Origin of the sequence: Polynucleobacter sp. HIN11 (genome assembly GCF_030297675.1) — a bacterium.
Classification (GTDB): domain Bacteria; phylum Pseudomonadota; class Gammaproteobacteria; order Burkholderiales; family Burkholderiaceae; genus Polynucleobacter.
This window is the reverse complement of record NZ_AP028142.1, coordinates 194505-217344: the sequence shown is the minus strand read 5'-3', so window position 1 is coordinate 217344 and position 22840 is coordinate 194505. Positions and strand designations below refer to the sequence as shown.

Annotated in this window: 23 protein-coding genes and 2 pseudogenes; 13 read left to right on the top strand and 12 right to left on the bottom strand. The window is 48.5% G+C overall.

Going from position 1 to position 22840, the window contains the following annotated elements:
• Positions 1-14: 14 nt before the first annotated feature.
• Both dapB and QUE60_RS01165 read right to left on the bottom strand, forming a co-directional pair.
• Positions 15-812 carry a 4-hydroxy-tetrahydrodipicolinate reductase gene (dapB, locus tag QUE60_RS01170; protein ID WP_286227458.1) on the bottom strand — a complete coding sequence of 266 codons (798 nt, stop codon included), beginning with the start codon at positions 810-812 and terminating at the stop codon, positions 15-17.
• A gap of 20 nt (positions 813-832) precedes the next feature.
• Positions 833-1429, bottom strand: a complete 597-nt coding sequence (locus tag QUE60_RS01165) for an outer membrane protein assembly factor BamE (RefSeq protein ID WP_286226923.1) — start codon at positions 1427-1429, stop codon at positions 833-835.
• 70 nt (positions 1430-1499) lie between these two features.
• On the opposite strand from QUE60_RS01165, the gene fur reads away from it, so the two are divergent.
• Positions 1500-1949 carry a ferric iron uptake transcriptional regulator gene (gene fur, locus QUE60_RS01160; RefSeq protein WP_286225554.1) on the top strand — a complete coding sequence of 150 codons (450 nt, stop codon included), beginning with the start codon at positions 1500-1502 and terminating at the stop codon, positions 1947-1949.
• 26 nt (positions 1950-1975) lie between these two features.
• Complete coding sequence (locus QUE60_RS01155; protein WP_286223915.1) at positions 1976-2728, top strand: 16S rRNA (uracil(1498)-N(3))-methyltransferase; 753 nt, start codon at positions 1976-1978, stop codon at positions 2726-2728.
• On the opposite strand, the gene QUE60_RS01150 is transcribed toward QUE60_RS01155, so the two are convergent.
• Positions 2725-3345: a barstar family protein gene (locus tag QUE60_RS01150; RefSeq protein WP_108509280.1), complete on the bottom strand. Its 621-nt coding sequence runs from the start codon at positions 3343-3345 to the stop codon at positions 2725-2727. The two genes, QUE60_RS01155 and QUE60_RS01150, sit on opposite strands and share 4 nt — an antisense overlap.
• A gap of 125 nt (positions 3346-3470) precedes the next feature.
• Positions 3471-5807, bottom strand: a complete 2337-nt coding sequence (locus QUE60_RS01145) for an NADP-dependent malic enzyme (RefSeq protein ID WP_286226922.1) — start codon at positions 5805-5807, stop codon at positions 3471-3473.
• A 154-nt stretch (positions 5808-5961) separates the two neighbouring features.
• Between QUE60_RS01145 and thiL the strand changes: the two genes are divergently transcribed.
• Genes thiL through QUE60_RS01130 form a run of 3 tightly spaced genes read left to right on the top strand, consistent with a single transcriptional unit; the run spans position 5962 to position 8072 of the window.
• The gene (gene thiL, locus QUE60_RS01140) at positions 5962-7017 is read left to right on the top strand and encodes a thiamine-phosphate kinase (protein ID WP_286226921.1); all 1056 of its coding nucleotides are present in this window, start codon (positions 5962-5964) and stop codon (positions 7015-7017) included.
• A gap of 6 nt (positions 7018-7023) precedes the next feature.
• On the top strand, positions 7024-7566 hold the full coding sequence (locus tag QUE60_RS01135) for a phosphatidylglycerophosphatase A family protein (protein ID WP_286226920.1): 543 nt from the start codon (positions 7024-7026) through the stop codon (positions 7564-7566).
• On the top strand, positions 7563-8072 hold the full coding sequence (locus QUE60_RS01130) for a CinA family protein (RefSeq protein ID WP_286226919.1): 510 nt from the start codon (positions 7563-7565) through the stop codon (positions 8070-8072). Before QUE60_RS01135 ends, QUE60_RS01130 begins: the two co-directional genes overlap by 4 nt.
• On the opposite strand, the gene corA is transcribed toward QUE60_RS01130, so the two are convergent.
• Positions 8069-9040: a magnesium/cobalt transporter CorA gene (corA, locus tag QUE60_RS01125; protein ID WP_286223909.1), complete on the bottom strand. Its 972-nt coding sequence runs from the start codon at positions 9038-9040 to the stop codon at positions 8069-8071. The genes QUE60_RS01130 and corA overlap by 4 nt on opposite strands.
• A 40-nt stretch (positions 9041-9080) precedes the next feature.
• On the opposite strand from corA, the gene pyrF reads away from it, so the two are divergent.
• Complete coding sequence (pyrF, locus tag QUE60_RS01120) at positions 9081-9938, top strand: orotidine-5'-phosphate decarboxylase (protein WP_286226918.1); 858 nt, start codon at positions 9081-9083, stop codon at positions 9936-9938.
• Between the two features lie 17 nt (positions 9939-9955).
• Here the strand turns inward: pyrF and mtgA are convergent, their stop codons facing one another.
• Genes mtgA through mpl form a run of 6 tightly spaced genes read right to left on the bottom strand, consistent with a single transcriptional unit; the run spans position 9956 to position 16566 of the window.
• Positions 9956-10663 (bottom strand): monofunctional biosynthetic peptidoglycan transglycosylase, encoded by a 708-nt coding sequence (mtgA, locus tag QUE60_RS01115; protein ID WP_353506041.1) that lies wholly within the window; start codon positions 10661-10663, stop codon positions 9956-9958.
• Between the two features lie 3 nt (positions 10664-10666).
• Positions 10667-11563, bottom strand: a complete 897-nt coding sequence (gene aroE / locus QUE60_RS01110; RefSeq protein WP_286225547.1) for a shikimate dehydrogenase — start codon at positions 11561-11563, stop codon at positions 10667-10669.
• Complete coding sequence (locus QUE60_RS01105; protein ID WP_286226916.1) at positions 11560-12423, bottom strand: energy transducer TonB family protein; 864 nt, start codon at positions 12421-12423, stop codon at positions 11560-11562. Before QUE60_RS01105 ends, aroE begins: the two co-directional genes overlap by 4 nt.
• Positions 12420-14414 (bottom strand): ribonuclease catalytic domain-containing protein, encoded by a 1995-nt coding sequence (locus QUE60_RS01100; protein ID WP_286226915.1) that lies wholly within the window; start codon positions 14412-14414, stop codon positions 12420-12422. Before QUE60_RS01100 ends, QUE60_RS01105 begins: the two co-directional genes overlap by 4 nt.
• The gene (locus QUE60_RS01095; RefSeq protein ID WP_286226914.1) at positions 14414-15142 is read right to left on the bottom strand and encodes a beta-ketoacyl-ACP reductase; all 729 of its coding nucleotides are present in this window, start codon (positions 15140-15142) and stop codon (positions 14414-14416) included. The genes QUE60_RS01100 and QUE60_RS01095 overlap by 1 nt, the downstream gene beginning before the upstream one ends.
• Before the next feature lie 14 nt (positions 15143-15156).
• Complete coding sequence (mpl, locus tag QUE60_RS01090) at positions 15157-16566, bottom strand: UDP-N-acetylmuramate:L-alanyl-gamma-D-glutamyl-meso-diaminopimelate ligase (protein ID WP_286226913.1); 1410 nt, start codon at positions 16564-16566, stop codon at positions 15157-15159.
• A gap of 25 nt (positions 16567-16591) precedes the next feature.
• Between mpl and QUE60_RS01085 the strand changes: the two genes are divergently transcribed.
• The 7 genes and pseudogenes from QUE60_RS01085 to QUE60_RS01055 all read left to right on the top strand — a co-directional run bounded on the left by QUE60_RS01085 (position 16592) and on the right by QUE60_RS01055 (position 22198).
• Complete coding sequence (locus QUE60_RS01085; protein ID WP_286226912.1) at positions 16592-17119, top strand: TlpA family protein disulfide reductase; 528 nt, start codon at positions 16592-16594, stop codon at positions 17117-17119.
• A 181-nt stretch (positions 17120-17300) separates the two neighbouring features.
• Positions 17301-17762 carry a type II 3-dehydroquinate dehydratase gene (gene aroQ, locus QUE60_RS01080; RefSeq protein ID WP_286225541.1) on the top strand — a complete coding sequence of 154 codons (462 nt, stop codon included), beginning with the start codon at positions 17301-17303 and terminating at the stop codon, positions 17760-17762.
• A gap of 23 nt (positions 17763-17785) precedes the next feature.
• Positions 17786-18256: an acetyl-CoA carboxylase biotin carboxyl carrier protein gene (gene accB, locus QUE60_RS01075; RefSeq protein ID WP_286225540.1), complete on the top strand. Its 471-nt coding sequence runs from the start codon at positions 17786-17788 to the stop codon at positions 18254-18256.
• A gap of 5 nt (positions 18257-18261) precedes the next feature.
• The gene (gene accC, locus QUE60_RS01070; protein WP_286223898.1) at positions 18262-19629 is read left to right on the top strand and encodes an acetyl-CoA carboxylase biotin carboxylase subunit; all 1368 of its coding nucleotides are present in this window, start codon (positions 18262-18264) and stop codon (positions 19627-19629) included.
• A 14-nt stretch (positions 19630-19643) separates the two neighbouring features.
• Positions 19644-20570: pseudogene (gene prmA / locus QUE60_RS01065) on the top strand (50S ribosomal protein L11 methyltransferase); the annotation flags it as partial.
• Positions 20571-20642: 72 nt separating this feature from the next.
• Positions 20643-21233: a DUF3426 domain-containing protein gene (locus tag QUE60_RS01060; protein ID WP_353506048.1), complete on the top strand. Its 591-nt coding sequence runs from the start codon at positions 20643-20645 to the stop codon at positions 21231-21233.
• Positions 21234-21241: 8 nt separating this feature from the next.
• On the top strand, positions 21242-22198 hold the full coding sequence (locus QUE60_RS01055; protein ID WP_286226911.1) for a carbohydrate kinase family protein: 957 nt from the start codon (positions 21242-21244) through the stop codon (positions 22196-22198).
• Between the two features lie 61 nt (positions 22199-22259).
• Here QUE60_RS01055 and QUE60_RS01050 read toward each other — a convergent pair.
• Positions 22260-22643: pseudogene (locus QUE60_RS01050) on the bottom strand (histone); the annotation flags it as partial.
• Positions 22644-22840: the final 197 nt, after the last annotated feature.

Sequence of the window (22840 nt, the reverse complement as noted above, 5' to 3'; positions counted from 1 at the left end):
TGTTAGGGATTAAATTATTTGAGGCCTAAGACGTCTTGCATATCAAACCAGCCCTTAGGTTGGTTTTGCAAAAAAGCAGCGGCTCGTAAGGCGCCCTCGGCATACGATTGACGGCTTGTGGAGCGATGGCTAATTTCGATGCGCTCACCCTCACCGGCAAAGATCACGGTGTGATCACCCACGATATCACCACCCCGTATCGTTGCAAAACCAATGGTGCCTGGCTTCCGCTCACCAGTGTGACCCTCACGGGCATACACCGCCAGATCAGCTAGGGAATGACCTTGGGCCTTCGCAATCACCTCACCCATTTTGATGGCCGTTCCTGAAGGTGCATCCACTTTGTGCCGATGATGCGCTTCCACAATTTCGATGTCATACCCCTGGTTAAGCAACTGGGCGGCGACTTGCAAAATTTTGAGGGTGGCATTTACACCCACGCTCATATTAGGCGCAAATACGATAGCAATAGTGTCGGTCGCACCGCGAAGCTGTTGCAGTTGCTCAGCAGTAAAACCAGTCGTGCCAATAATCATTTTGACACCTGCCAGCTTTGCAGCTTCAAGATGCAATAGAGTTCCTTCGGGCCTTGTGAAATCAATTAAATACTCGGCACCCGCTAATCCTTTGGCCAAATCAGACGTAATCAAGACATTGGTTTGTTGACCTAAAAATGCTCCCGCATCCGTTCCTAATAAGGGGCAACTAGGATGCTCAAGGGCACCGGTTAATTGCGCATTGGATGATCTCAAAATCGTGTCGATGAGCATTTTGCCCATTTTTCCGGTTGCGCCCGCAACTGCAAATTTCATTGGCATCGCTAGCTCTCTAATTAATTTTTAACAGGGGTGATCACCACATCAGGCTGCGGTGTTGGGACCGGCAAATTATTAGGCTGGCTAGTCACCATCACTTCAGGGGGTGGCCTCTTTACTGGCTTGGGTGGTTTATTTTTACCCGTTAGCACTTCCCAAAAACTGCGCTTCTCCCGCGCATAGTTGTCAATCTCGGCCACAAGCTCTACTTCAGTAGGTAAGGCATCGCCATCAAACTTCACGAGCTTATCGCCTTCAAAAAATAATGTGACGCGTCTCTCCTTACCGATGGTCTGACCCTCGCGCTTAAACTCAAATACATAGTCCCAGCGATTGGCATGAAAATAACTCGCTAATAATGGGGTACCCATAATTTGGCGCACCTGCTCTCGACTCATACCTACTTTTAATTGAGCATATTGCTCACTGGAAATAAAGTTGCCTTGAACCACATCGGGGACATACGGCTGGAAAATAGTATTCATCCAAGCTCGCTGAGTATTGTCAACCGCCGAGGTACACGCACCCAAACCAAGACAGGCGCACAACACGATCAACATCCGTGATGCAAAAGCTCGATTTGGCTTGCGGCAAGTAAAAATGCTAATCTGCATGGGTCAACAGTTCAACGTATCATTAAGTATCTGATTTTAGCGCCCAAACCTGCCAATCGAGCCAAATCGTATGAGCCAAAACGCCACCCCCACCGACCTCCGTGAAATCGGTCTAAAAGTCACGGCGCCACGGATGAAAGTCCTTGAGTTTTTTCAGGAAAACGCGGATTCGCACTTTAGTGCCGAAGAGGTCTACATGGCACTTGTGAAGGATAACTCCGATATCGGCTTAGCCACGGTCTATCGCGTTTTAACCCAATTTGAGCAAGCCGGAATCCTGCTAAGAAGCCATTTTGAGTCGAGTAAGGGGGATAGCCGAGCCATTTATGAGCTTAATGAAGGAAATCATCACGACCATCTTGTGTGCCTTGACTGTGGTCATGTCGAGGAGTTTGTGGATTCGGCCATTGAAAAACGCCAAAACGAAATTGCCAAATCCCTCGGGTTTAAGCTCCAAGAGCATTCTCTGGCGATGTATGGTCATTGCCAGAAAAAGAACTGTCGCAATAAGAAAAAGTAATTGATCCAATTACTCACTGAGCTTGTATGCCACAGTTCTACCTAGCAGGTGATTGGGCCCAATCTAATCTACCAAAACAACTTCTACCAGTTGATAATGATTTAGCCCATCACTTACGCGTTCGTCGTATCGGAGCAGATGATGTATTCACTGTGTTTGATGGTAAAGGCCATACCGCGGTAGGAAGAGTCTCCAGAACGAACGAAACCTATTCCCAGATTGAAATTGAACAAATCCAAGAAGATCGCCAGCGCGAGCTCCCTTATCGCATAGATCTAATTCAGGGACTTGCCAGCGGTGACAAAATGGATTGGGTCATCGAGAAAGCTGTTGAAACGGGGGCGACAAGCATCACCCCCATTGAGTGTGAGCGCTCGGTGGTCAAACTCAAACATGACTCAAAGCGACTAGAAAAACGTCTGCTTCATTGGCAGGCAATCGCGCAAGCGGCGTGTGAGCAATGCGATCGCAGCGTCATTCCAGAAGTTAATGCAATCCAACATCCTCGGGATGCATTCAAACAAAGTGTGGCTGGGTTAAAAATCCTTTTGAGCACAACGACCACCGATTCGCTGCATCAATTTCTAAATCGGCATCCACCCCAAAGCATTGCACTTGCGATTGGTCCAGAGGGAGGATTTTGCCCTGAGGAAGAGGAATATGCCAAACAGGCTGGTTTTACCGCCTTATCACTTGGTCCACGCATTCTACGAACGGAAACGGCTGGGATCGTTACGATCTCAGCCGTAGAGAGTATTTGGAGCTTAAAGACGAGTTAAGCGAACGAGTAAAAGACTCGATATGGGACGCGGCGCTCTGACCAAAACTCAACGGCATCGCGGAACACATCTAGGAGAGTCTCCCTGGCTTCTTTGTCAAACTTTTGAGTGCAAGGCAAACCCTCGAGGACCACCACAAAACCTGGCTGAGGACCAGCTTTGTCAACCAAGGTTGTCAGAGCATCTAACAGGGGATCAAAGTTTTTAGCCTGCTGCTTGGTAAACATATAGGCGTTCGCGATTGCTTCGAGCACCTCACCCTTGGTATTGGCATTGGTGCAGCTTGCATACACAAAGTGCTGTCCAAGTTCAGTGGCAGCCTCAGCTAGGTCACTAGTTCTGAATGCACGAATCGATTGCACGATATTGGGGCGCACACTGCGCAACATTGCTGGGGGACCGGCATCCCTCATAGCCAAAGCAGCACGCCAAGAAGCTGTCACTTTTTTTCCTAGGTCTTGATTGGCAGCATAGGTCTGGAGACGCGACAGACCACCTTGGGCATAAATGCTCGCCGCCGAGATCTCGCGATCGGCTTGATCATTTCTGTCCCAATTTTCTGCGCGGCTGTGATCTTCGACGCTTGCTGAAGTAATGTTTTCAGGAAGAATATTCATGATGGATAGTAGATTACCCTTATCCCGCCCCTAAATCAAGCCTAATCCAAGAACTAATTTGATAAGTTATTGATTTTTATCAATAATTTAAAAGTGAGCGACTACTTACTAAGTATATTTCCCTTTTAAAATAAGCCCTTGGATTGGGTAGCAGCCTCTACAACCGCAAGTGTGCTCACATTGACAATCCGACGCACCGTGGCTGCCGGAGTCAAAATATGAATCGGTTTTGCAACCCCGAGCAAAAGTGGTCCGATTGCAACACCATTACCAGCGGCAGTTTTCAATAAGTTATAGGAAATATTGGCGGCATCAATATTGGGCAAGACCAATAAATTGGCCTCTCCACGCAAGCTTGAGTTTGTAATCGCACCAGCCCGAATTTCCGGGTCCAGCGCACAATCACCGTGCATTTCACCATCCACCTCAAGCTCAGGAGCAGCTTTTTGCAAAATCGCCAATACCTCACGCATTTTTGCAGCCGATGGCGCATCACTGGAACCAAAGTTCGAATGCGAAAGTAAGGCAACTTTCGGGGTCATACCCAACTTGCGCATCTCGCTCGCAGCTAAGAGTGTGATTTCAGCTAACTCGGCAGCGCTTGGATCAATATTGACATGGGTATCTACCAAGAAGACTTGGCGATTCGGCAGTATCAGCCCCGACATTGCTCCATACACTGTTGCACCCGGTTCATGACCAATGACCTCATCAATGTATTTCAAGTGCATGGCAGTGTTGCTGATCGTGCCGCAAATCATGCCATCGGCCTGCCCTTTTTTGAGGAGAATAGAGCCAATTAAAGTATTGCGGCGGCGCATCTCGAGCTTCGCGAAGGACTCGGTCACCCCCTTACGCTCAGTGAGTTGCAAATAAGTTTGCCAAAAATCACGATAGCGCACATCACTTTCCGGATTGACGATCTCGATATCCACGCCTGATTTCATGCGCAGGCCGTATTTCTCGATGCGATGCTCAATCACCGATGGACGCCCAATGAGGATGGGGTTCACCAAACTTTCGTCGAGCATGATTTGCACGGCACGCATCACACGTTCATCCTCACCCTCACAAAAGACAATCCGTTTTTGCTCCATCGGAATCTTCTTCGCAATCCCAAACAAGGGTTTCATGACTGTGCCCGAGTGATACACAAACTGCTGCAATTGATCTTTGTAAAGAGCAAAATCTTTGATGGGTCGACTTGCAACTCCGCAGTCCATGGCGGCCTTCGCAACGGCTGGTGCAATTACCGTAATTAGGCGCGGATCAAACGGTTTCGGAATTAAATAATCGGGGCCAAAAGCCAAGTTCTCGCTACTGTAAACCGCCGCCACCACATCACTTTGTTCTGCTTGAGCTAATTCAGCAATTGCCTTCACTGCCGCGATTTCCATCTCAGTGGTAATGGTGGTTGCCCCAACATCCAAAGCCCCGCGAAAGATGAATGGGAAGCACAGGACGTTGTTCACTTGATTGGGGTAATCCGTTCGCCCAGTTGCCATTACGGCATCGGGACGAACCAGCTTGACCTCCTCCGGCAAGATCTCAGGGGTTGGATTTGCTAAGGCAAACACAAGTGGCTTATCTGCCATTTTGGCAACCATCTCGGACTTTAAAACTCCACCAGCCGATAAGCCCAAAAATACATCAGCCCCTTCAATCACATCGCCTAAGGTGCGCTTGTCGGTCTTTTGCGCAAATGGTGTTTTCTGCGGATCCATGAGCTCAGTGCGGCCCTCATAAACCACACCGATAATATCGGTTACCCAGATATTGCTCTTAGGTAAGCCAAGATGAACCAATAACTCCAAACAGGCCAGCGCGGCCGCGCCGGCACCGGATGTCACTAACTTAACCTTCGTAATATCTTTACCAACAACTTTTAGACCATTGAGAATCGCTGCTGCCACCACAATGGCTGTGCCATGTTGATCATCATGAAAGACTGGAATCTTCATGCGCTCACGGAGTTTGCGCTCAACCAAGAAGCAATCCGGGGCCTTAATATCCTCGAGGTTAATTCCGCCAAAGGTCGGCTCTAGGGCAGCAATTACTTCAACTAATTTATCGGGATCGCTTTCGTTGACCTCGATATCAAACACATCAATCCCAGCAAACTTTTTAAAAAGTACCGCCTTGCCTTCCATCACCGGCTTACTGGCGAGTGCGCCAATATCACCCAAACCCAACACGGCCGTACCGTTGGTGACCACCCCAACTAAATTACCACGAGCGGTATAGCGAAATGCAGTGGCAGGGTCTCGTTTGATTTCTTCACAAGCCGCTGCTACACCTGGCGTGTAAGCCAAAGAAAGGTCACGTTGATTGGTTAATTGCTTGGTGGGGGCAATTGATATTTTGCCGGGGACCGGAAACTCGTGGTACTTAAGGGCAGCCTCACGCAAAGCCTTAATTTGCTCTTCTTTATTTTGATTAGGTTTATTGCCAGATTGACTCATAGGGTTCCACGGGTAATGAAATAAAAGGGCTTGGAGCCTTAAACAGGAATGCTAAAAGCTCTATTCTATTCCTCTAAAGACTGTCCCTTTGAATGCCCTCTTGAATGGCAGGTCTTGTAAGAATGGGGCTTTAAAGCCCGCCTACAATATAAGGATGACGAAGCAATTCCTTCAAAACCCGCCATCTGATACCCACCAACTCGGGGAATTTGAGTTAATTCGCGATATTTTCAAGACGCGCGCTTTGCAAATGATGAGAGCTAAACCGCAACATGCTCCGCTTCTTGGCATTGGTGATGATGGGGCATTGATTGCCTGTCATCCAAACGAGGAAGTGGTCATCACAACCGATATGTTGGTAGCTGATCGGCACTTCTATGCGGATACCGACCCTTACCTCGTCGGGAAAAAATCCCTAGCAGTGAACTTATCGGATCTTGCCGCAATGGGTGCTAAGCCGACCGGATTTACTCTGGCGCTCGCCTTACCGAAACAAAAGCAAGCATGGCTACATGGATTTGCAAATGGTCTTTTTGACTTAGCCGATCTATTTAATTGCCACCTAATTGGCGGCGATACCTGTCAAGGGCCATTAACGATTAGCATCACGGCTTTTGGTGTGGTTCCAAATGGACAAGCGATTAAACGATCGGGCGCTCAGGTGGGCGACTTCATTTGGGTCTCTGGTGCACTGGGCGATGCTCGTCTAGCACTCGGATGCATTCGTAAAGAATGGTCTTTGGATCTAGGCGCCGAAGAACTCAATCAGATCAATCAACGCCTTCATTCACCGCTGCCCCGAGTGGCACTCGGAATTGCTCTACGTGAAATCGCAACGGCAGCCTTAGATGTGTCAGATGGATTATTAGGCGATTTGCGACACATTTTGGAATCATCCCATGTGAGCGCCAAAATTAACGTGGACGCCTTGCCTCGCTCACCGGTGTTGCGTCGGCAAGATCAGGCAATTCAGTATCAATGCGCAGCCTCTGGTGGCGATGACTATGAGCTTTGCTTTACTGCAAACCCAGATCAACATGACAAGATTGCGAGTCTCTCACGAGAACTCGGACTCCCTCTGACTTGTATCGGCCAAATTACCGAAGTCCAGAATGAAAGTTTGCTGATACTCGAGGATAGTGAGGGCATGCCACTAAGCCCCGAGAAATCCCAAGCGCTGCTGAGATCTTTTGATCACTTTCGAGATTAGAGATTGATGAAAGCAACTCGCCACCCATCATTAAATTGGATGCTGGGATCCGTGCATCGGGTATTTGGTATCGGCTTTGGGATCGGCCTTGCTCCAATTGCTCCAGGCACGGCTGGCACCCTGCTTGCCTGGGCTTTGTTTTTGATCCTAAACGCAGTTCTTTCAACAACGGCTATGTTTGTTTTACTTAGCCTTGGAACGCTTTATGGACTATGGGCTTGCGGTCAATGCAGCCACGATCTAGAGCGCCCCGATGATGGCTCGATTGTTTGGGATGAAATCATCGCCTTTGCTTGGATCCTATTGTTGATTGGATCCAATAATCTATGGGTACAAGCAATCGCATTTTTAATCTTTCGATTTTTTGATGCCGCCAAACCTTGGCCCATCAATCGCGTCGATCAATACTTTAAGAAAAACTGGGTCCATCAAGAACGTATCAACCCATCGCAGATCATCAAACATGGTTTTGGAATCATGATTGACGATCTCATTGCCGCTTTCTTTACTATTTTGATCGTGATGCTTGGAATACACTGGCTAATATGAACTCATCCATCACCCCACTGGTTCAACAATTAGCTCAAACTTTGTTAGCTAAAGGTCTCAAGATTGCCTCAGCCGAGTCATGCACTGGAGGTTTATTGGCTGCACACCTCACCAGCCTTGCTGGATCCAGCGACTGGTTTGAGCGGGGCTTTATCACCTACAGCAATCAAGCGAAAGAAGAGAGTATTGGCGTATCAAAGGAGTTGATCGAACAATATGGGGCCGTGAGTGAAGAGGTTGCAAAGGCTATGGCCAAAGGCGCTCTCAACCATAGCCTAGCCCAAGTTAGTGTTGCTATTACTGGAATTGCTGGGCCAGGCGGAGGAAGTGCGAATAAACCCGTCGGAATGATTTGCTTTGCCTGGGGAGTGCGAGTGGATGATCAAATCCAAACCCGTGCACAAACAAAACACTTTAGCGGTGATCGTCAAAGTATTCGGGAGCAGGCCTGCGTTTACGCGATCGAGTCACTCCTTGGGCAACTCACTGCAAGCGAGTCCCACTAATTTGACTTCAACCAGCCTTTGTGGCGGAAGTAGCCCAAAGGAATCATTGCCGAGATGATCATGGTAATGATTGCCAGTGGGTAGCCCCAAGTCTCTTTGAGTTCAGGCATGTACTCAAAGTTCATACCCCAAATGCTTGCCAATAAGGTTGGGGGCATTAAGGCGACCGAGACCACCGAGAAGATCTTAATGATTTTGCTTTGATTCAGACTAATAAAGCCAACCGTCGCATCCATCAAGAAGTTAATCTTGTCAAATAAGAATGCTGTGTGATTCTCTAGAGAATCAATGTCTCGCAAAATTTGACGCGCTTCTTCTTGCTGTTCGTCGGACAATAATTTGCTTCGCATCAGAAATGACAGTGCGCGCCGCGTATCCATGACATTGCGACGAATTCGGCCGTTGGTATCTTCTTCAGTGGCAATCGTCTCAAGAACTTCTGCTGCGTCGGCGTCGGTGATCGTTTCCGACAAAACACGTTTACCCGCGCGCTCAAGATTTTCATAAACCTCCTCAAGTGCATCGGCGGAGTACTCGGCATCGGTGGAGTACAGATCAAGGAGTACATCCTTCGCATTACTGACCGAACCCGGACGCAAACGCGCCCGCAAGCGTACCAAACGGAACACTGGTAAATCTTCATCGTGGATCGAGAACAACACCTGATTGGTCAGGACGAACGCCACCCTCACGTTGCGTGATGTATCTTCTTCGTCAAGCAAAAAGTCGGTGCGAATATGCAGATGCCCATCGTCTGCCTCAAAATAGCGTGCAGACGCCTCCAGGTCCCCAAGATCGTCCAACTCAGGGAGTTGAACGGCAAAAGCCTCTTTAATCCAAAGCAGCTCTTCCTCTTCAGGGTCAATCACATCAATCCAAATTGGATTGTGGTGTTGGAGCAGTTCATTGCGATCTTCGACTTGCTCTTGCGATAGACGGCCGTTTTGTAGGACGAACAAGTTGATCATGGTGAACTCCCGACGAATGCGCTAGTTTATCCTATGCACTATGAATCGTTCATTACATTTGGTAAAAAATTCGGGGTCCTTTCGGGATCAGATCGAGGCTGCCTGGGCATCCCAGGGCAGCATGCTCTGCCTAGGTCTAGACCCCGATCCCCAGCGCTTCCCGCCCAGCATAGGCAAAGGCCCCAAAGCCATCCTCAATTTTTGTAAAGAAATTGCGGATTCATGTGCTGACCTGGTGTGTGCATTTAAACCACAGTTTGCGTACTTTGCCTCCCAACGAGCAGAGGACCAACTGGAAGACCTGATCGCCCACCTCAAAAGATCCTACCCACAGATCCCTATTATTTTGGATGCCAAACGGGGTGATATTGGGAGTACCGCCGAACATTACGCATTAGAAGCGTTTGAGCGTTATGGGGCCGATGCCGTGACGGTCAATCCATACATGGGTAAAGACTCGATCGAACCCTATCTTCAGCACTCGGGCAAAGGGGTCATCATCTTGTGCCGTACCTCCAATCCAGGCGGGTCCGATATACAAAACCTTCCCATCAACAGCAACCAAGCAGTGTTTGAACGCGTTGCACACCTTGCCAAAGAGTGGGATCAAGCGGGTCAAATTGCACTTGTGGTGGGAGCCACCTTTCCCCAAGAAATCGCCCGAGTTCGAGCCATCGTCGGCGCCATGCCCTTACTCATCCCTGGAATCGGGGCGCAAGGCGGGGATATTGAAGCGACGGTTGCTGCGGGGCAAGTAGCGAATAAACTCGGAACGGGAATGATGATTAACTCATCGCGCGCCATTTTGTATGCGAGCAACGGAAAGGACTTTGCAGACGCCGCCAGAAAAGTAGCAATAGCAACCCGTGATGCGATTCGATCTGCGCAAGCCAAATAAAAAGATGCTTGGTATTACTAGCGGTTTTTAGGCAAAGCTACACGATCCATATTCTCTAAAATAAATTGTTGGCGTAGGCCAAAATCAATACTCCCGCGTTTGCAGTACTTACTTTTATCAAAACATTTTGGCGCTGGTAAAGCAGATGCTAATGCGGCTGCCTGTTCGCGACTAATATTTTTTGGATTAGTCACATAGTAGTGAGAAGTCGCTGCACCAATCCCAAAAATCCCCTCACCCCATTCAACGGAATTCATATAAATCTCAAACATCCGCTGTTTGGAAAGCATCAACTCTAAAAGTCCGGTAATGACTAGCTCCTGTACTTTACGTAGGTAGTTTTTTTCAGAGGAAAGAAATAAATTCTTGGCCAATTGCTGTGTGATTGTGGAGCCGCCGCGCACCACCTTGCTGCCGCCTTTTTGGTTTCGCTCCCAGGCTTTTTGCATATCCTCAACACGAACCCCGCTATGTTTAAAAAAGATATCGTCTTCACTTACCAGAATCGCCCGCTTTAAATCATTGCTGATCTGCTCGTACGAAACCCAACGATGCTGGATCGGGCAGCTCAGATTCCAGTGACAAAGACGCCAACGTTCCGCCCTCTGAAATGCTGTACTGCTTGGATTCATGAATGCCCATAGACCAATTTGGATCACAAAGTAAAACTGCAAACCGATCAGTCCCCAAGCCATGCATTTGAGGAAATATATGACCCATGACATGATTTAAGCGTACCGAAGCTGTGCAATAACAGCCCGAGTATCTAAACATTTGATGTCCACTTGATGCCACTGACTAAAGGCAACGGCAGCTTGCTCTACCAACATTCCCAAGCCGTCACTGATCCGACAGCCGCGCTGCAAGGCTTGCTCCATAAATACCGTGGTTTTACCGTATACCAAATCATACGCAAAGCAACCAGGGCAAAACACGTGATCTGCCGCTAATGTGCTTAAAGGACTTTGGTCCTCGAGTCCAGCTGAGCTCGAATTAATCACAAGTGAGAATGCAGGGGTCGTTTGATCCTCCAATTGAGCGATGCTGCTTGCCATTAACTCCACGTCAAGCTCTGTTGCTAAAGACTGAAATATCGACACGAGCTCGTGAGCTTTTTGAGCTGTGCGATTGGCAATCCAAATCCGTTTGGGCTTTTGGTTTAGCAGTGGCTCAACGATCCCGCGACTTGCACCACCGGCCCCCACAATCAGGACATCTGCTTCACAAATGGCAACCCCTTGAGAAAGCAGATCAGCCACTAACCCAGCACCATCGGTGTTATCGCCCCAGAGTACTCCGTCTTTTTGCCAGACGGTATTCACAGCACCTGCTAAGCGAGCACGGGTAGTCAATTGTTTGCATAACTGATAGGCTTCCAATTTAAACGGAATGGTGACGCTCGCACCCTTACCACCAAGGACAAAAAATTGGGTGAGCATTGCTGCAAATCCATCCACTGACGGCTGAATCCTTAAATAATCCATTTCTTGCTGGGTTTGTATCGCAAACCGCTCATGAATTAAGGGGGACTTGCTATGCCCAATCGGATTACCAAATACCGCATAAATATTTTTGCTAACAAAACGATTTGGCTTCAGCTCAGTCAAAAAGGGATAGTGACTCATGGTTTGGCACCCCTTAATTCCAGTCGATTGCCAGATTGATCTTTCAAATCGCGTGTGAACTCAAACGTTGAAACCCAATCCAAAACATCGATCTGCTGACGCATCTCACTTGGAAACGCTCCGAACGGAGCGGCGGCGCGCACAATCGCCACTGCTTGACGATCAAGCTCTGGAATACCGGATGAGCGACTTACTTCAATACCCTCACGCCCTTTGACGTTATTAGTAATTCGACCCTCTGCATCAACACTAACAGTTAACACCAAGCTACCATACAACGGCCGACCCTGGACGCGAGGAAAAAAAGTATTGCCATAGGCTTCAATCTTTTGACGCATACCATCATAGTAATAGGCAAACGCAACCGTTTTGGTACTGCTTGCACTAAGGACCGCGCGACGTGGAAGACGACCCTCAGGGCTAAGTCGTCTAGCAAGCTCGGCTTCCAACGCATTGGTCTGAGAGAGCTGTTTAGATTCTTCGCCCGATCGCATTCCACTGGCCTGTTTTTTATCGGTATCTAATTTGGATAACAATTGCTTTTGGCGCTTCTCAAGTGCCTCTAACTTAGCATCGGCACCCAAGTGGGCGCGGTGCAATGCACTCGCATCCTCCCGAATAGTTAGGCCCCCACCATCCAAATTAGCCTGTGCTAATTTCTGTGCTTTTTGAGGAGGCGCGGGGCTTGATGCATTCACGAGCACAATACTCAATGGTGTATTGAAACGCCTCTCGGTTTCTGGCGGATTGAACCAGCGCTGACTCAATAGGGCAAGGTGAACCAGCAGAGATATGGCTAATGCGATCCATAGCGGCTTAATAGACCGACTCACCTCAAATGAATGCAGAGCCAGTCTCATTCTGGTAAATCCCCTTCTACCTCAGCACTAACTTCACTCGGGCTGGTTTCCAGCTCAAGCACACGGGCCTTAGCAGATAGGTCTAAAAGATCTATATCCATAACTTCGATCTTAGCGCGGGTGAGACGAGGATGACTCGCCAATTCAGGGATGGGTAAATGCAGTGGAATAGGCTCAAGCCGCGACATACCCTCTTTCAGATGACGTGCGTAGATTGAATGGGGCAATCCAGCCTGCGCCAACCAACGCAAGCACCAATAGCGCTCCATGCGTGACTGATATTCCCCGTACTGAAGATATACCGTATCGAAATCAGCGGCAATTCCCATGATCTCCGAGTCTTTTGGCGGAAAGGGAGCTGTCATCTTCGCTGTTACGCCATTTCGAATCATGGCAATCAATTGCCATTGATTTACAAGATCTGCATACCGACGTAATGGCGAGGTACACCACGCATAACAATCAACACCCAAGCCCTCATGAGGGCCAGGAGTGGTTTGCATCCGTGTACGCTGAGGACCCCAACCTTTTTGGGTGCGGAATAGCGCCGGTAAACCATGTTCAGCTAGCGCTTGTCCCCAAATCTGATTACATAAGATCATGCATTCGGCCACGATGGTATCCAAAATCGAACCTCGAACACGAGGCTCAATCACGATTTCATTGCTTGACGAAGTGATCTTGAAATTGAAATCACGGATTAAAGCATTTGGATCAGCTTGACCCAAGACCTCCGCTCGCAAGCCGTCTTTGACACGCTGCTCTTGACGTTTTTGATGCTCATTTTGAGCCAAAGCCCACAATCGAGTCAGCGCTTCGTGATGCGGCAACGATGAGTTCTCTTGGGCCAAGAAGGCTTCGTCAACTAGTGGTTCCCAATCGTCTAAGCGAAGATTAGTTTCAATCGGCACTAACTCGAGAGCACTTTGCACAGGCGTCTGGGTTCGTTGGCCAGAGGCATCTATCTCAAGATATAAAGAAATGGCAGGATGGGCTGAGCCTGCATCTAAAGAGAAATACTGAACAAACTGCTTTGGCAACATGGTAATTTTGTCACCCGGGAAATAAACCGTTGACATTCGTTGACGCGCAACTTGATCAAAACGATCGCCCTTTTGAATCAGCAAACCAGGTGCTGCAATATGAATACCCAATCGATATAGACCATTACCGATAGGCGTTAATGACAAGGCATCATCGATTTCTGTTGTGCTTGCATCATCAATTGAAAAGGCTTTCACTTGGGCAGTCGGCAAGCCGGCAATGGCCTTTTCAAATTCTTCTGGTGTAAATTGAAAATCGCTTGCGAAGCCTGTCCCTTTCGGAAAATGCGCTTGCACAAATTGGCCATGATGGTAAGACTGCGGGGAATCCAAAGCACCACAGCGCATCAGCAAACGCGCCGGATGTTCTCCTGTCTGTTCACAAGCCCCATGAAAAGCTTTGTATGCCAAGCTATTTTTATCTGGACGGAACAGCAAGCTATTTACCTGCGAATGCAAAGCATCTGGCAGCCTTCCTTCAATCAGTTCTTCCTGCCATGCTTGTTGTTGTAGAAGCTCTCTTTGCCTGCGCTCAATTGCCGCTAATCCCGCCTGCAGTTGCTCGAGTAGTGCCCGCATAAAGACGCCTCGCCCCTTGCGTCGAAAGTAAACAGGGGCTCCTTGCAATGCAATCGCTAAACCAATTAATTGGGGCGTACTTATGGTGTCCCCAAAATACTCTTTGGCAATTGTCTGGAAAAAAAATTCTTGGTCGGGCGCGCAATCCCATAGAAGTTGTAAATCAATTGTTGCAGCAATACCATGCGCTTCTTCAAGAACTTCTTGAGGATTCGCAAGATCAAATTGCAGCCATACCTCTTTAGCCTTTAGCTTGAGATGCTTGCCTGATAAAGCGCTTGCCTGCCATGACTGAGTCTCTCCAGACCCTGAGGATGACAAGACGGTCGCGATTCGCAGCTCACCGCCTTCTTCATATAGCAAATGCATTAAAGCGAAATCCCGCCACTAGCCTCGATGGTTACACCATTGACATAACTGGCTTCATCGCTCGCTAGAAATAGATACACATTCGCCATTTCCTCGGGAGTGCCTAAGCGCGCCATCCACGAACGCTGCTCAATACTTTGCAAAATGTTCTCGGGCATCGCCTTGACCATCTCGGTTGCAATAAATCCAGGACACACAGCATTCACCCGAATCCCTTTTTGCCCGAACTCACGGGCCCAGGTTTTGGTAAATCCAATCACGCCAAATTTAGTTGCTGAGTAATTGGTTTGACCAAAATTACCGTAGATACCGACCACACTCGAGGCATTGACGATCGCACCCTTTTTTGCTTCTAGCATATGGGGAACCACCAATTGGGTGCAATTAAAAACGCCTTTGAGATTAACATCGATCACTGCATCAAATTGCTCTTCGGTCATTTTCACCAAGCGGGCATCTTGAGTAATTCCTGCGTTGTTAATCAATATATCAATGCGATGATGTTTGGCGATGATGTCGTCAACCGCACGCTGAATACTGGCTCGATCGGTGACATCCAACACATAGGGCTCCGCATGCTTGAGTTGGCCGACAGCGTCCATTACCGCAGCTTCATTTAGATCGGCCAACATGACCTTGGCTCCCTCCTCGGCAAACCGTTTAGTAGTTGCAAAACCAATTCCTTTGGCTGCTCCAGTAATGAGTGCCACTTTGTTTCGTAAACGCATACCAATTCCTCTAATTAGGGACTCAGGCGCTCTAAGCGAGCCAGAATTTTTTGATGATCACCGCCAAAGCCACCATTGCTCATCACCAAAATATGATCATGGGGTTTAGCTTCACCACATACCGCTTCAACTAAGCGCCCAAGATCATGAAAGCTTTTCGCCTTAGACCCCAATGGCGCGATCGATTCTTGCAAATCCCAACCTAGGGCATCTTTGCCACTAATTGCTCCATAGGCAAATACCAAATCGGCTTCTCTCAAGCTATCCGGAAGCTGAGACTTCATAACTCCAAGCTTCATGGTGTTGGAGCGCGGCTCAAGCACCGCCAGAATTCGTGCCTCACCCACTTGTTTACGTAATCCATCAATAGTGGTAGCAATTGCCGTTGGATGATGGGCAAAATCATCGTATACACGAATCTGATGTTGCTCACCAATGAGCTCTAGGCGTCGTTTGACATTTTTGAACTCTGCCAAAGCAAAAGCAGATTCTTCTGGGGTGATGCCGATATGATGGGCAGCCGCAATCGCTGCTAGCGCATTGAGTTGATTATGAACGCCCATCACTCCAGAGCCTTCAGCCCAATGAACCTCTGTGCATTTCTTGCCCTGATAAAAGACTGCAAAATCAGCGCCGCGTTTACCAGCCGCATTCTCAATATCTTCTAACGCCCAATCGCAGTCACCGTAACCAAACCGTTCGACGGGAGACCACACACCACGTTCGAGTACGCGATCCAATGACTGTTGTGAACCATTGGCAAGCACCAAACCGGTTTGCGGAATGGTTCGGACTAAATGATGAAATTGGGTTTCAATCGCAGCCAAATCGCTAAAGATATCCGCATGATCAAACTCGAGGTTATTGAGAATCGCAGTTCGGGGCCGATAGTGCACAAACTTACTGCGCTTATCAAAAAAAGCGGTGTCGTACTCATCCGCCTCGATCACAAAATAGTTCCCATCACCTAAGCGCGCTGATACTGAAAAGTTCAATGGCACACCACCAATTAAATATCCGGGTTTACGGTGATTACGCTCCAAAATCCAGGTGAGCATGGCCGTCGTTGTAGTTTTGCCATGCGTTCCAGCAACAGCCAAGACATGCCTACCTGATAAAACTTGCTCGCCAAGCCACTGAGGGGCCGAGGTATATGGCAAGCCCTGATTCAAAATCTCCTCGAGCAGGGGGTTTCCCCTAGAGACCACGTTCCCAATCAGAAATAAATCGGGTTTCGATTTAAATTCACGTAGTTGATCGGGGGAGTATCCTTCGATTAATTGAATACCTTGGGCTTCGAGCTGGGTACTCATTGGTGGATAAACATTTGCATCACATCCGGTTACCTCATGACCGGCCTGCCTGGCAATTGCCGCGATTCCACCCATGAAGGTGCCACAAATGCCCAAGATATGAATATGCATGCGTGGATTTTAGCTAAGGAGAGTCATGAACCGTCGTCATTTTCTAATTGGAAGTGTGGTCGCAATTGTTGCCGCAGTAGCAGGCGCTTTTATTGCCAATCGCAGAACTGCCCTCCAATCTGCCTCCCAAGAGGCAGTCAAAGCTCTTTTTGACCGTGAGTGGTTCTCTCCAGACCAAAAGCCCATTTCAACCCAAGATTGGAGAAATAAGGTTTTGGTCATCAATTTTTGGGCCTCCTGGTGCCCGCCATGCGTTGAAGAAATGCCCGCCTTAGACAAAGTTCAAGGGGAATATGATCCTAAAAAGATGCTAATTGTCGGTATCGGTATCGATTCACCCTCGAATATTCGTCAATTTATTGAAACTACCATTATTTCTTATCCCATTGTTTTAGGTGGACTTGGTGGCAACGACATCAACAAAATGCTAGGAAACCCATCGGGAGCCCTACCCTTCACGGTAGTGATCAATGCCAAAGGGGATATCACAGGTAGAAAATTAGGCAAGATCAGCGAAGATGAGCTTAGAAAGCTTATTAAAGACGCAATTTAATTAAAATTAGCTACTTTTAGACCAATATTGAAAATGGCTTAGACGGCCATTTTTCGTTCAATTCTTAAAAAAACGGTCAATTTCTAGGTATTCCAAGCTCTTGGGGGTATACTGCTTCTTACGTTAATTTTCTGGATTTATCGCCAAATTAATCGATATTTTTCAATAACTGTAGCGATCTATGCCTACTAACCATTCAAATTCCTCTGTTTTGCTTCTAAATGGTCCTAATTTAAACCTTCTCGGCACTAGAGAGCCTGAGGTTTATGGCAAAACAACCCTTGAAGACATTACGAAGCGCATGGCCGAGCTTGCTAAAAATGCCGGAATTTCGCTGGAAAGCTTTCAAAGCAATCATGAGGGTGAACTAATTGATCGAGTTCAGAAGGCAAAAAAGGATGGTATTGGTTTCATCATCATTAATCCAGGTGGATTTACTCACACCAGCGTTGCCCTGCGCGATGCTTTAGCTGGTGTAGCGATCCCTTTTATTGAAGTGCACCTCTCGAATATTCACCAGCGTGAAGAATTTCGCAAACATTCTTATTTTTCAGACCTAGCCATGGGCGTGATTTGCGGTCTAGGCGCCCAGGGTTATGAACTGGCATTGGCAGCAATTCAGAACAAACTGGCTTCTCATTAAAAATCATTACAACGAGGTTTGGCATGGACTTACGAAAACTCAAAACCCTGATCGACTTAGTTTCTGAATCTGGAATCTCCGAACTAGAGGTGAGCGAAGGTGAAGACAAAGTCAAGATTGTGAATGCTCGCCATTCTGGCTCCGTTGCAAATGCTCCCGCAGCGACGCCCATGGGTACCATGGTCGTACCAGCACCGATCCAACCCGAAGTTCCAACTGCCTCGGTTGTTGCTACCCCACAAGCAAGTGCCGCGCCAGAGGGGTTCGTACAGAAGTCCCCGATGGTAGGAACCTTTTATCGCTCCCCCAATCCTGAGGCACCTGCTTTCGTGAATGTGGGCGATACCGTAACTGTTGGTCAAACCTTATGCATTATTGAAGCCATGAAGCTTCTCAATGAAATTGAATCGGAGAAAGCAGGGGTAATCAAACAAATCCTGTGCGAGAACGGTCAAGGCGTTGAATTTGACCAACCGCTATTCGTCATCGCCTAATCGCCATGTTTGACAAAATACTGATCGCCAATCGTGGCGAAATTGCGCTGCGAATTCAACGAGCCTGCCGAGAATTGGGCATTAAAACGGTCGTGGTGTATTCCACGGCAGATAAAGATGCGAAATACGTAAAGCTTGCTGATGAGGCAGTTTGCATTGGACCGGCACCCTCGACCCAAAGCTATCTGAACATGCCAGCAATTATTTCTGCCGCTGAAGTCACCGATGCCGAAGCCATTCATCCAGGCTATGGATTTCTCTCAGAGAATGCGGATTTTGCTGAGCGGGTTGAAAAGTCTGGGTTTGCGTTTATCGGCCCGAGACCGGAGTCGATCCGCTTGATGGGCGACAAGGTCTCAGCGAAAAATGCCATGATTAAGGCAGGGGTTCCCTGCGTTCCCGGATCAGCCGGCGCTTTACCCACTGACAATCCAAAAGAAATTCTGGCGACCGCCAAGCGTGTAGGCTACCCGGTCATCATCAAAGCTGCAGGTGGTGGCGGAGGGCGCGGTATGCGTGTGGTTCACACCGAAGCAGCCCTGATTAGTGCCGTGAACATGACCCGTGAGGAAGCGGGTCGCGCCTTTGGCAATCCCGAAGTCTATATGGAGAAGTTTTTAGAGCGCCCACGGCACGTGGAAATTCAAGTCTTAGCCGATACCCATGGAAATGCGGTTTGGCTGGGTGAGCGAGACTGCTCGATGCAGCGTCGCCACCAAAAAGTGATTGAAGAGGCACCGGCTCCAGGAATCGATCGCAAACTAATTGCCAAGATTGGAGAGCGCTGTGCTGATGCCTGTAAAAAGATAGGCTATCGCGGTGCTGGTACCTTTGAATTTCTCTATGAAAAGGGTGAGTTCTTTTTCATTGAGATGAACACCCGCGTGCAAGTGGAGCACCCGGTAACCGAAATGATCACTGGGATTGATATTGTTCAAGAGCAAATCAAGATTGCAGCCGGTCAAAAACTAGGTTTTCGGCAACGCGATATCGTCTTTAAGGGCCATGCGATTGAATGTCGCTTAAATGCGGAGGATCCCTTTAAGTTCACTCCCAGCCCAGGTCGAATTCAGTCATGGCATATGCCTGGCGGCCCGGGCATTCGCGTTGACTCGCATGCCTATAGCGGGTATCTAGTGCCCCCGAACTATGATTCGATGATCGGTAAGTTAATTGCCTATGGGGCTACACGTGAGCAAGCAATTCGTCGCATGCGGATTGCCCTCTCCGAAATGGTGATCGATGGCATTCTCACTAACGTGCCCCTGCATCGCGAGCTGATGCTCGACTCAAAATTTGTAGAGGGCGGCACGAGCATTCATTACCTTGAACAACGCCTTGAGGAGCAATCTGCGACTCGTGGTGAAAAGTAGGCTTTCTTAAGCCAATGTCGTACCGCGAGTTCCAATTTACGGTCGTTGCTGAAATTGCTGAACCCTTGGGCGATGCGCTCATGGAACTTGGGGCGCTCTCGGTTTCGGTCGAGGATGCTACAGCGGGCGGCTATGACGAAAACCCCCTGTATGGCGAGCCAGGACTATCGCCCGAAGTGCAAGCTTGGGATTTATCCGTTGTTAAAGCACTCTTTGATCAAGGCTTCGAAACCAGCAAGGAAGAATTAGCCAGCATTCTTTTAGAGGCTGGATTTGCGGTTCAAACACCTATTGAATCGCTTGTGGCTGACCAAGATTGGGTGTCGATGACACAAAATCAATTCGACCCGATTCATATTGGTAAACGTATTTGGATTGTCCCTTCGTGGCATCAAAAACCGTCTGAACCAGACGCAATCTGCCTGGCAGTTGACCCTGGCCTTGCATTCGGTACCGGCAGTCACCCCACCACTCGACTATGCCTTGAATGGCTTGAGCAATACAGCAAGAACCCTGTTTGCAAAAGTCAAAGTGTGCTGGATTATGGCTGTGGCTCTGGCATCTTGGCCATCGCTGCCAAAAAACTGGGCTTTCAGACCGTATTTGGAACCGATATTGACCCACAGGCCATTGAATCGGCGCGTACGAATGCGCAACAAAACGAAACCTCTATTGAGTTTCAGTTACCCGACGATATTGATGCCACGATTGGGTCCCGCCCTTTTGATGTCGTGATTGCCAATATTTTAGCCAACCCCTTACAAGTTTTAGCGCCTGCTCTCATCGCACGCGTAAAGGATGGTGGGCAATTAATCCTTTCGGGCATCCTAGAGCGCCAAGCGCAAGAGGTCATCGATTGCTATCAGCTCCATATTCCGCTGTCGATCTGGAGGTCCACGGAGGGCTGGGTTTGCCTACATGGCCAAAAGCCGGTCTCTAAGCAAGATCGGGTTCCGAATCTGCGTTCGATTGAGGATGTCTCAAAGCCCAATCGCTCAATTGTTAGCGCTCCCATGACAAAACATGGGGGGTTTCATCTACGCAAACTTTTGATCACTGTTGGCATATTAATGATGATCGGCTTCCTAGTCGCAATGAGCCTTTGGCGTGTGCCAATTTTGCATTTTTTTGCACCCAACCTAGATAAAAACCCCAACCTAATTGCCTTACGTAGCTTTGAATTGCTACAAACTGTTGATCGGGGAATTTGCGAAGTCTTGCCCTGTGACCAGAGGGCTGTAATTGATTTCACGGCCTGGCGCTTTCTACTTGCCAATCTCGGAATGGATGACAGTAAGCGCGGCATTGAGGTTCAATCCATTTTGCAAATCGAGCTACAAAATCGTTTATTGGTCCCAGTTGCAATCCCCCATTTGGAGCTAACGCTTAGCGACGCCGATGAAAAAACTATTGCTCGTATTCTGATGAGCCCTGAGGAGTGGCTCCCCAAAACCTGGCAAAGCGCCCATCCCAGCTTTTTACTAACGGGAGCGCCACCTAAAGAACTATTTAACCTATCGCTACCCTTGCAGCTTCCAGCGAATGCTGCGGGTTATCGCTTACGTGTAGCATATCCATCCTCCACCCAACCCCCATCCCTATAGAGAACTTTATGGCAAGTATTATTTGTGGTTCCATTGCGTATGACACCATCATGACCTTTGAGGGTCGCTTCCAGGATCAAATTCTTCCAGAACAAATCCATATTCTGAACGTCGCCTTCTTAGTTCCTAGCATGCGCCGAGAATTTGGCGGATGCGCTGGCAATATTGGCTATAACCTCCAACTGCTTGGCGGCAAACCAATGATCATGGCGACCGTGGGGGCAGATGCAGATCCCTACCTCACCCATCTCGAGAGAATTGGGATGAGCCGCCAGTTCATTAAAAAACTCGATCAAGCCTTTACGGCTCAAGCGATGATTACTACCGATCTTGCCAATAACCAGATCACCGCCTTTCATCCTGGAGCCATGAATGACTCCCACTTAAATCGTGTCGATGACTGTGTGGCTAGTCTAGATCAAAAGGATCAACACATCGGTATCGTTGCCCCCGATGGCCGAATTGGCATGTGGGAGCAGTGCCATCAATTTGCGGAGGCGAAGATTCCATTTATTTTTGATCCAGGCCAAGGGTTGCCAATGTTTAACGGCCAAGAACTGCTTGAGCTCGTCGATTTAGCCGCCTATGTGGCTGTAAACGACTATGAGGGTGAAATGCTGTGCCAGCGTACCGGCTTATCCCTAAACGAGCTGGCAAGTCGCCTCGACGCCTTAATCGTGACGAAAGGAGCTCAAGGAGCGCAGATTCATGCACAAGGCAAAGTCATTGATATCCCCGCAGTTCCCGCTGAGAAGATTGCGGATCCAACCGGTTGTGGTGATGCATTCCGGGGAGGTCTGCTGTATGGCCTTGAAAAAGGTTTGGATTGGGAGACAACCGGACGCTTAGCCAGCCTCATGGGATCGATCAAAATTGCGCATCAAGGGCCTCAAAACCATCAACCCACTCGCAAGGAAATTAGCGATCGCTTCAAAGCAGCTTTTGGTACTGCTATCGCTCTCTAAATAAAAATGGGGTCCCGAAGGACCCCATCCAGACTACTTCAACTATCCACTAAGCCTAGGCTTAGGGACGGCTGCCTGTAGGAAATGGCCAAGCCGCAGCCGGATTCAGCGCAGTTTGCGCTGGAGCAGCAACGGCGGGCTTAGCCGCGGGCTTTTTTACAGAAGCACCTTTCTTGGCAGCAGGCCTTTTCTTGGCTGCTTTTTTAGCAGGCTTTTTCTTGGCAGCTTTTTTCTTTTTAGCAGCAGGACGCTTTTTAGCTACTTTTTTCTTAGCAGCTTTTTTAGCGGCAGGCTTCTTCGCTGCTTTTTTAGCAGCTGGCTTCTTAGCGGCAGCTTTCTTAGCAGCTGGGCGCTTCTTCGCAGCAGCTTTCTTAGCAGCTGGTTTCTTAGCAGCTACTTTTTTCTTAGCAGCTGGTTTCTTTGCAGCAGACTTCTTTTTGGCGATTGCCATAGTGATTCTCCTTCACGTGTGAGGATTAGAACAAACTACTGATTAAGAAAACCCGACCATGACTCCACGTTACGCCTTGCGGTGCACCATGGGAAACGAGCGAGCTATTCATCGGCGCGCGGCTTACTGCATGGTGCTGCACGCTAATGAATCCTGGAAAAAAAGCTGCAGCCCTTGCGGGAAGCAGCTTT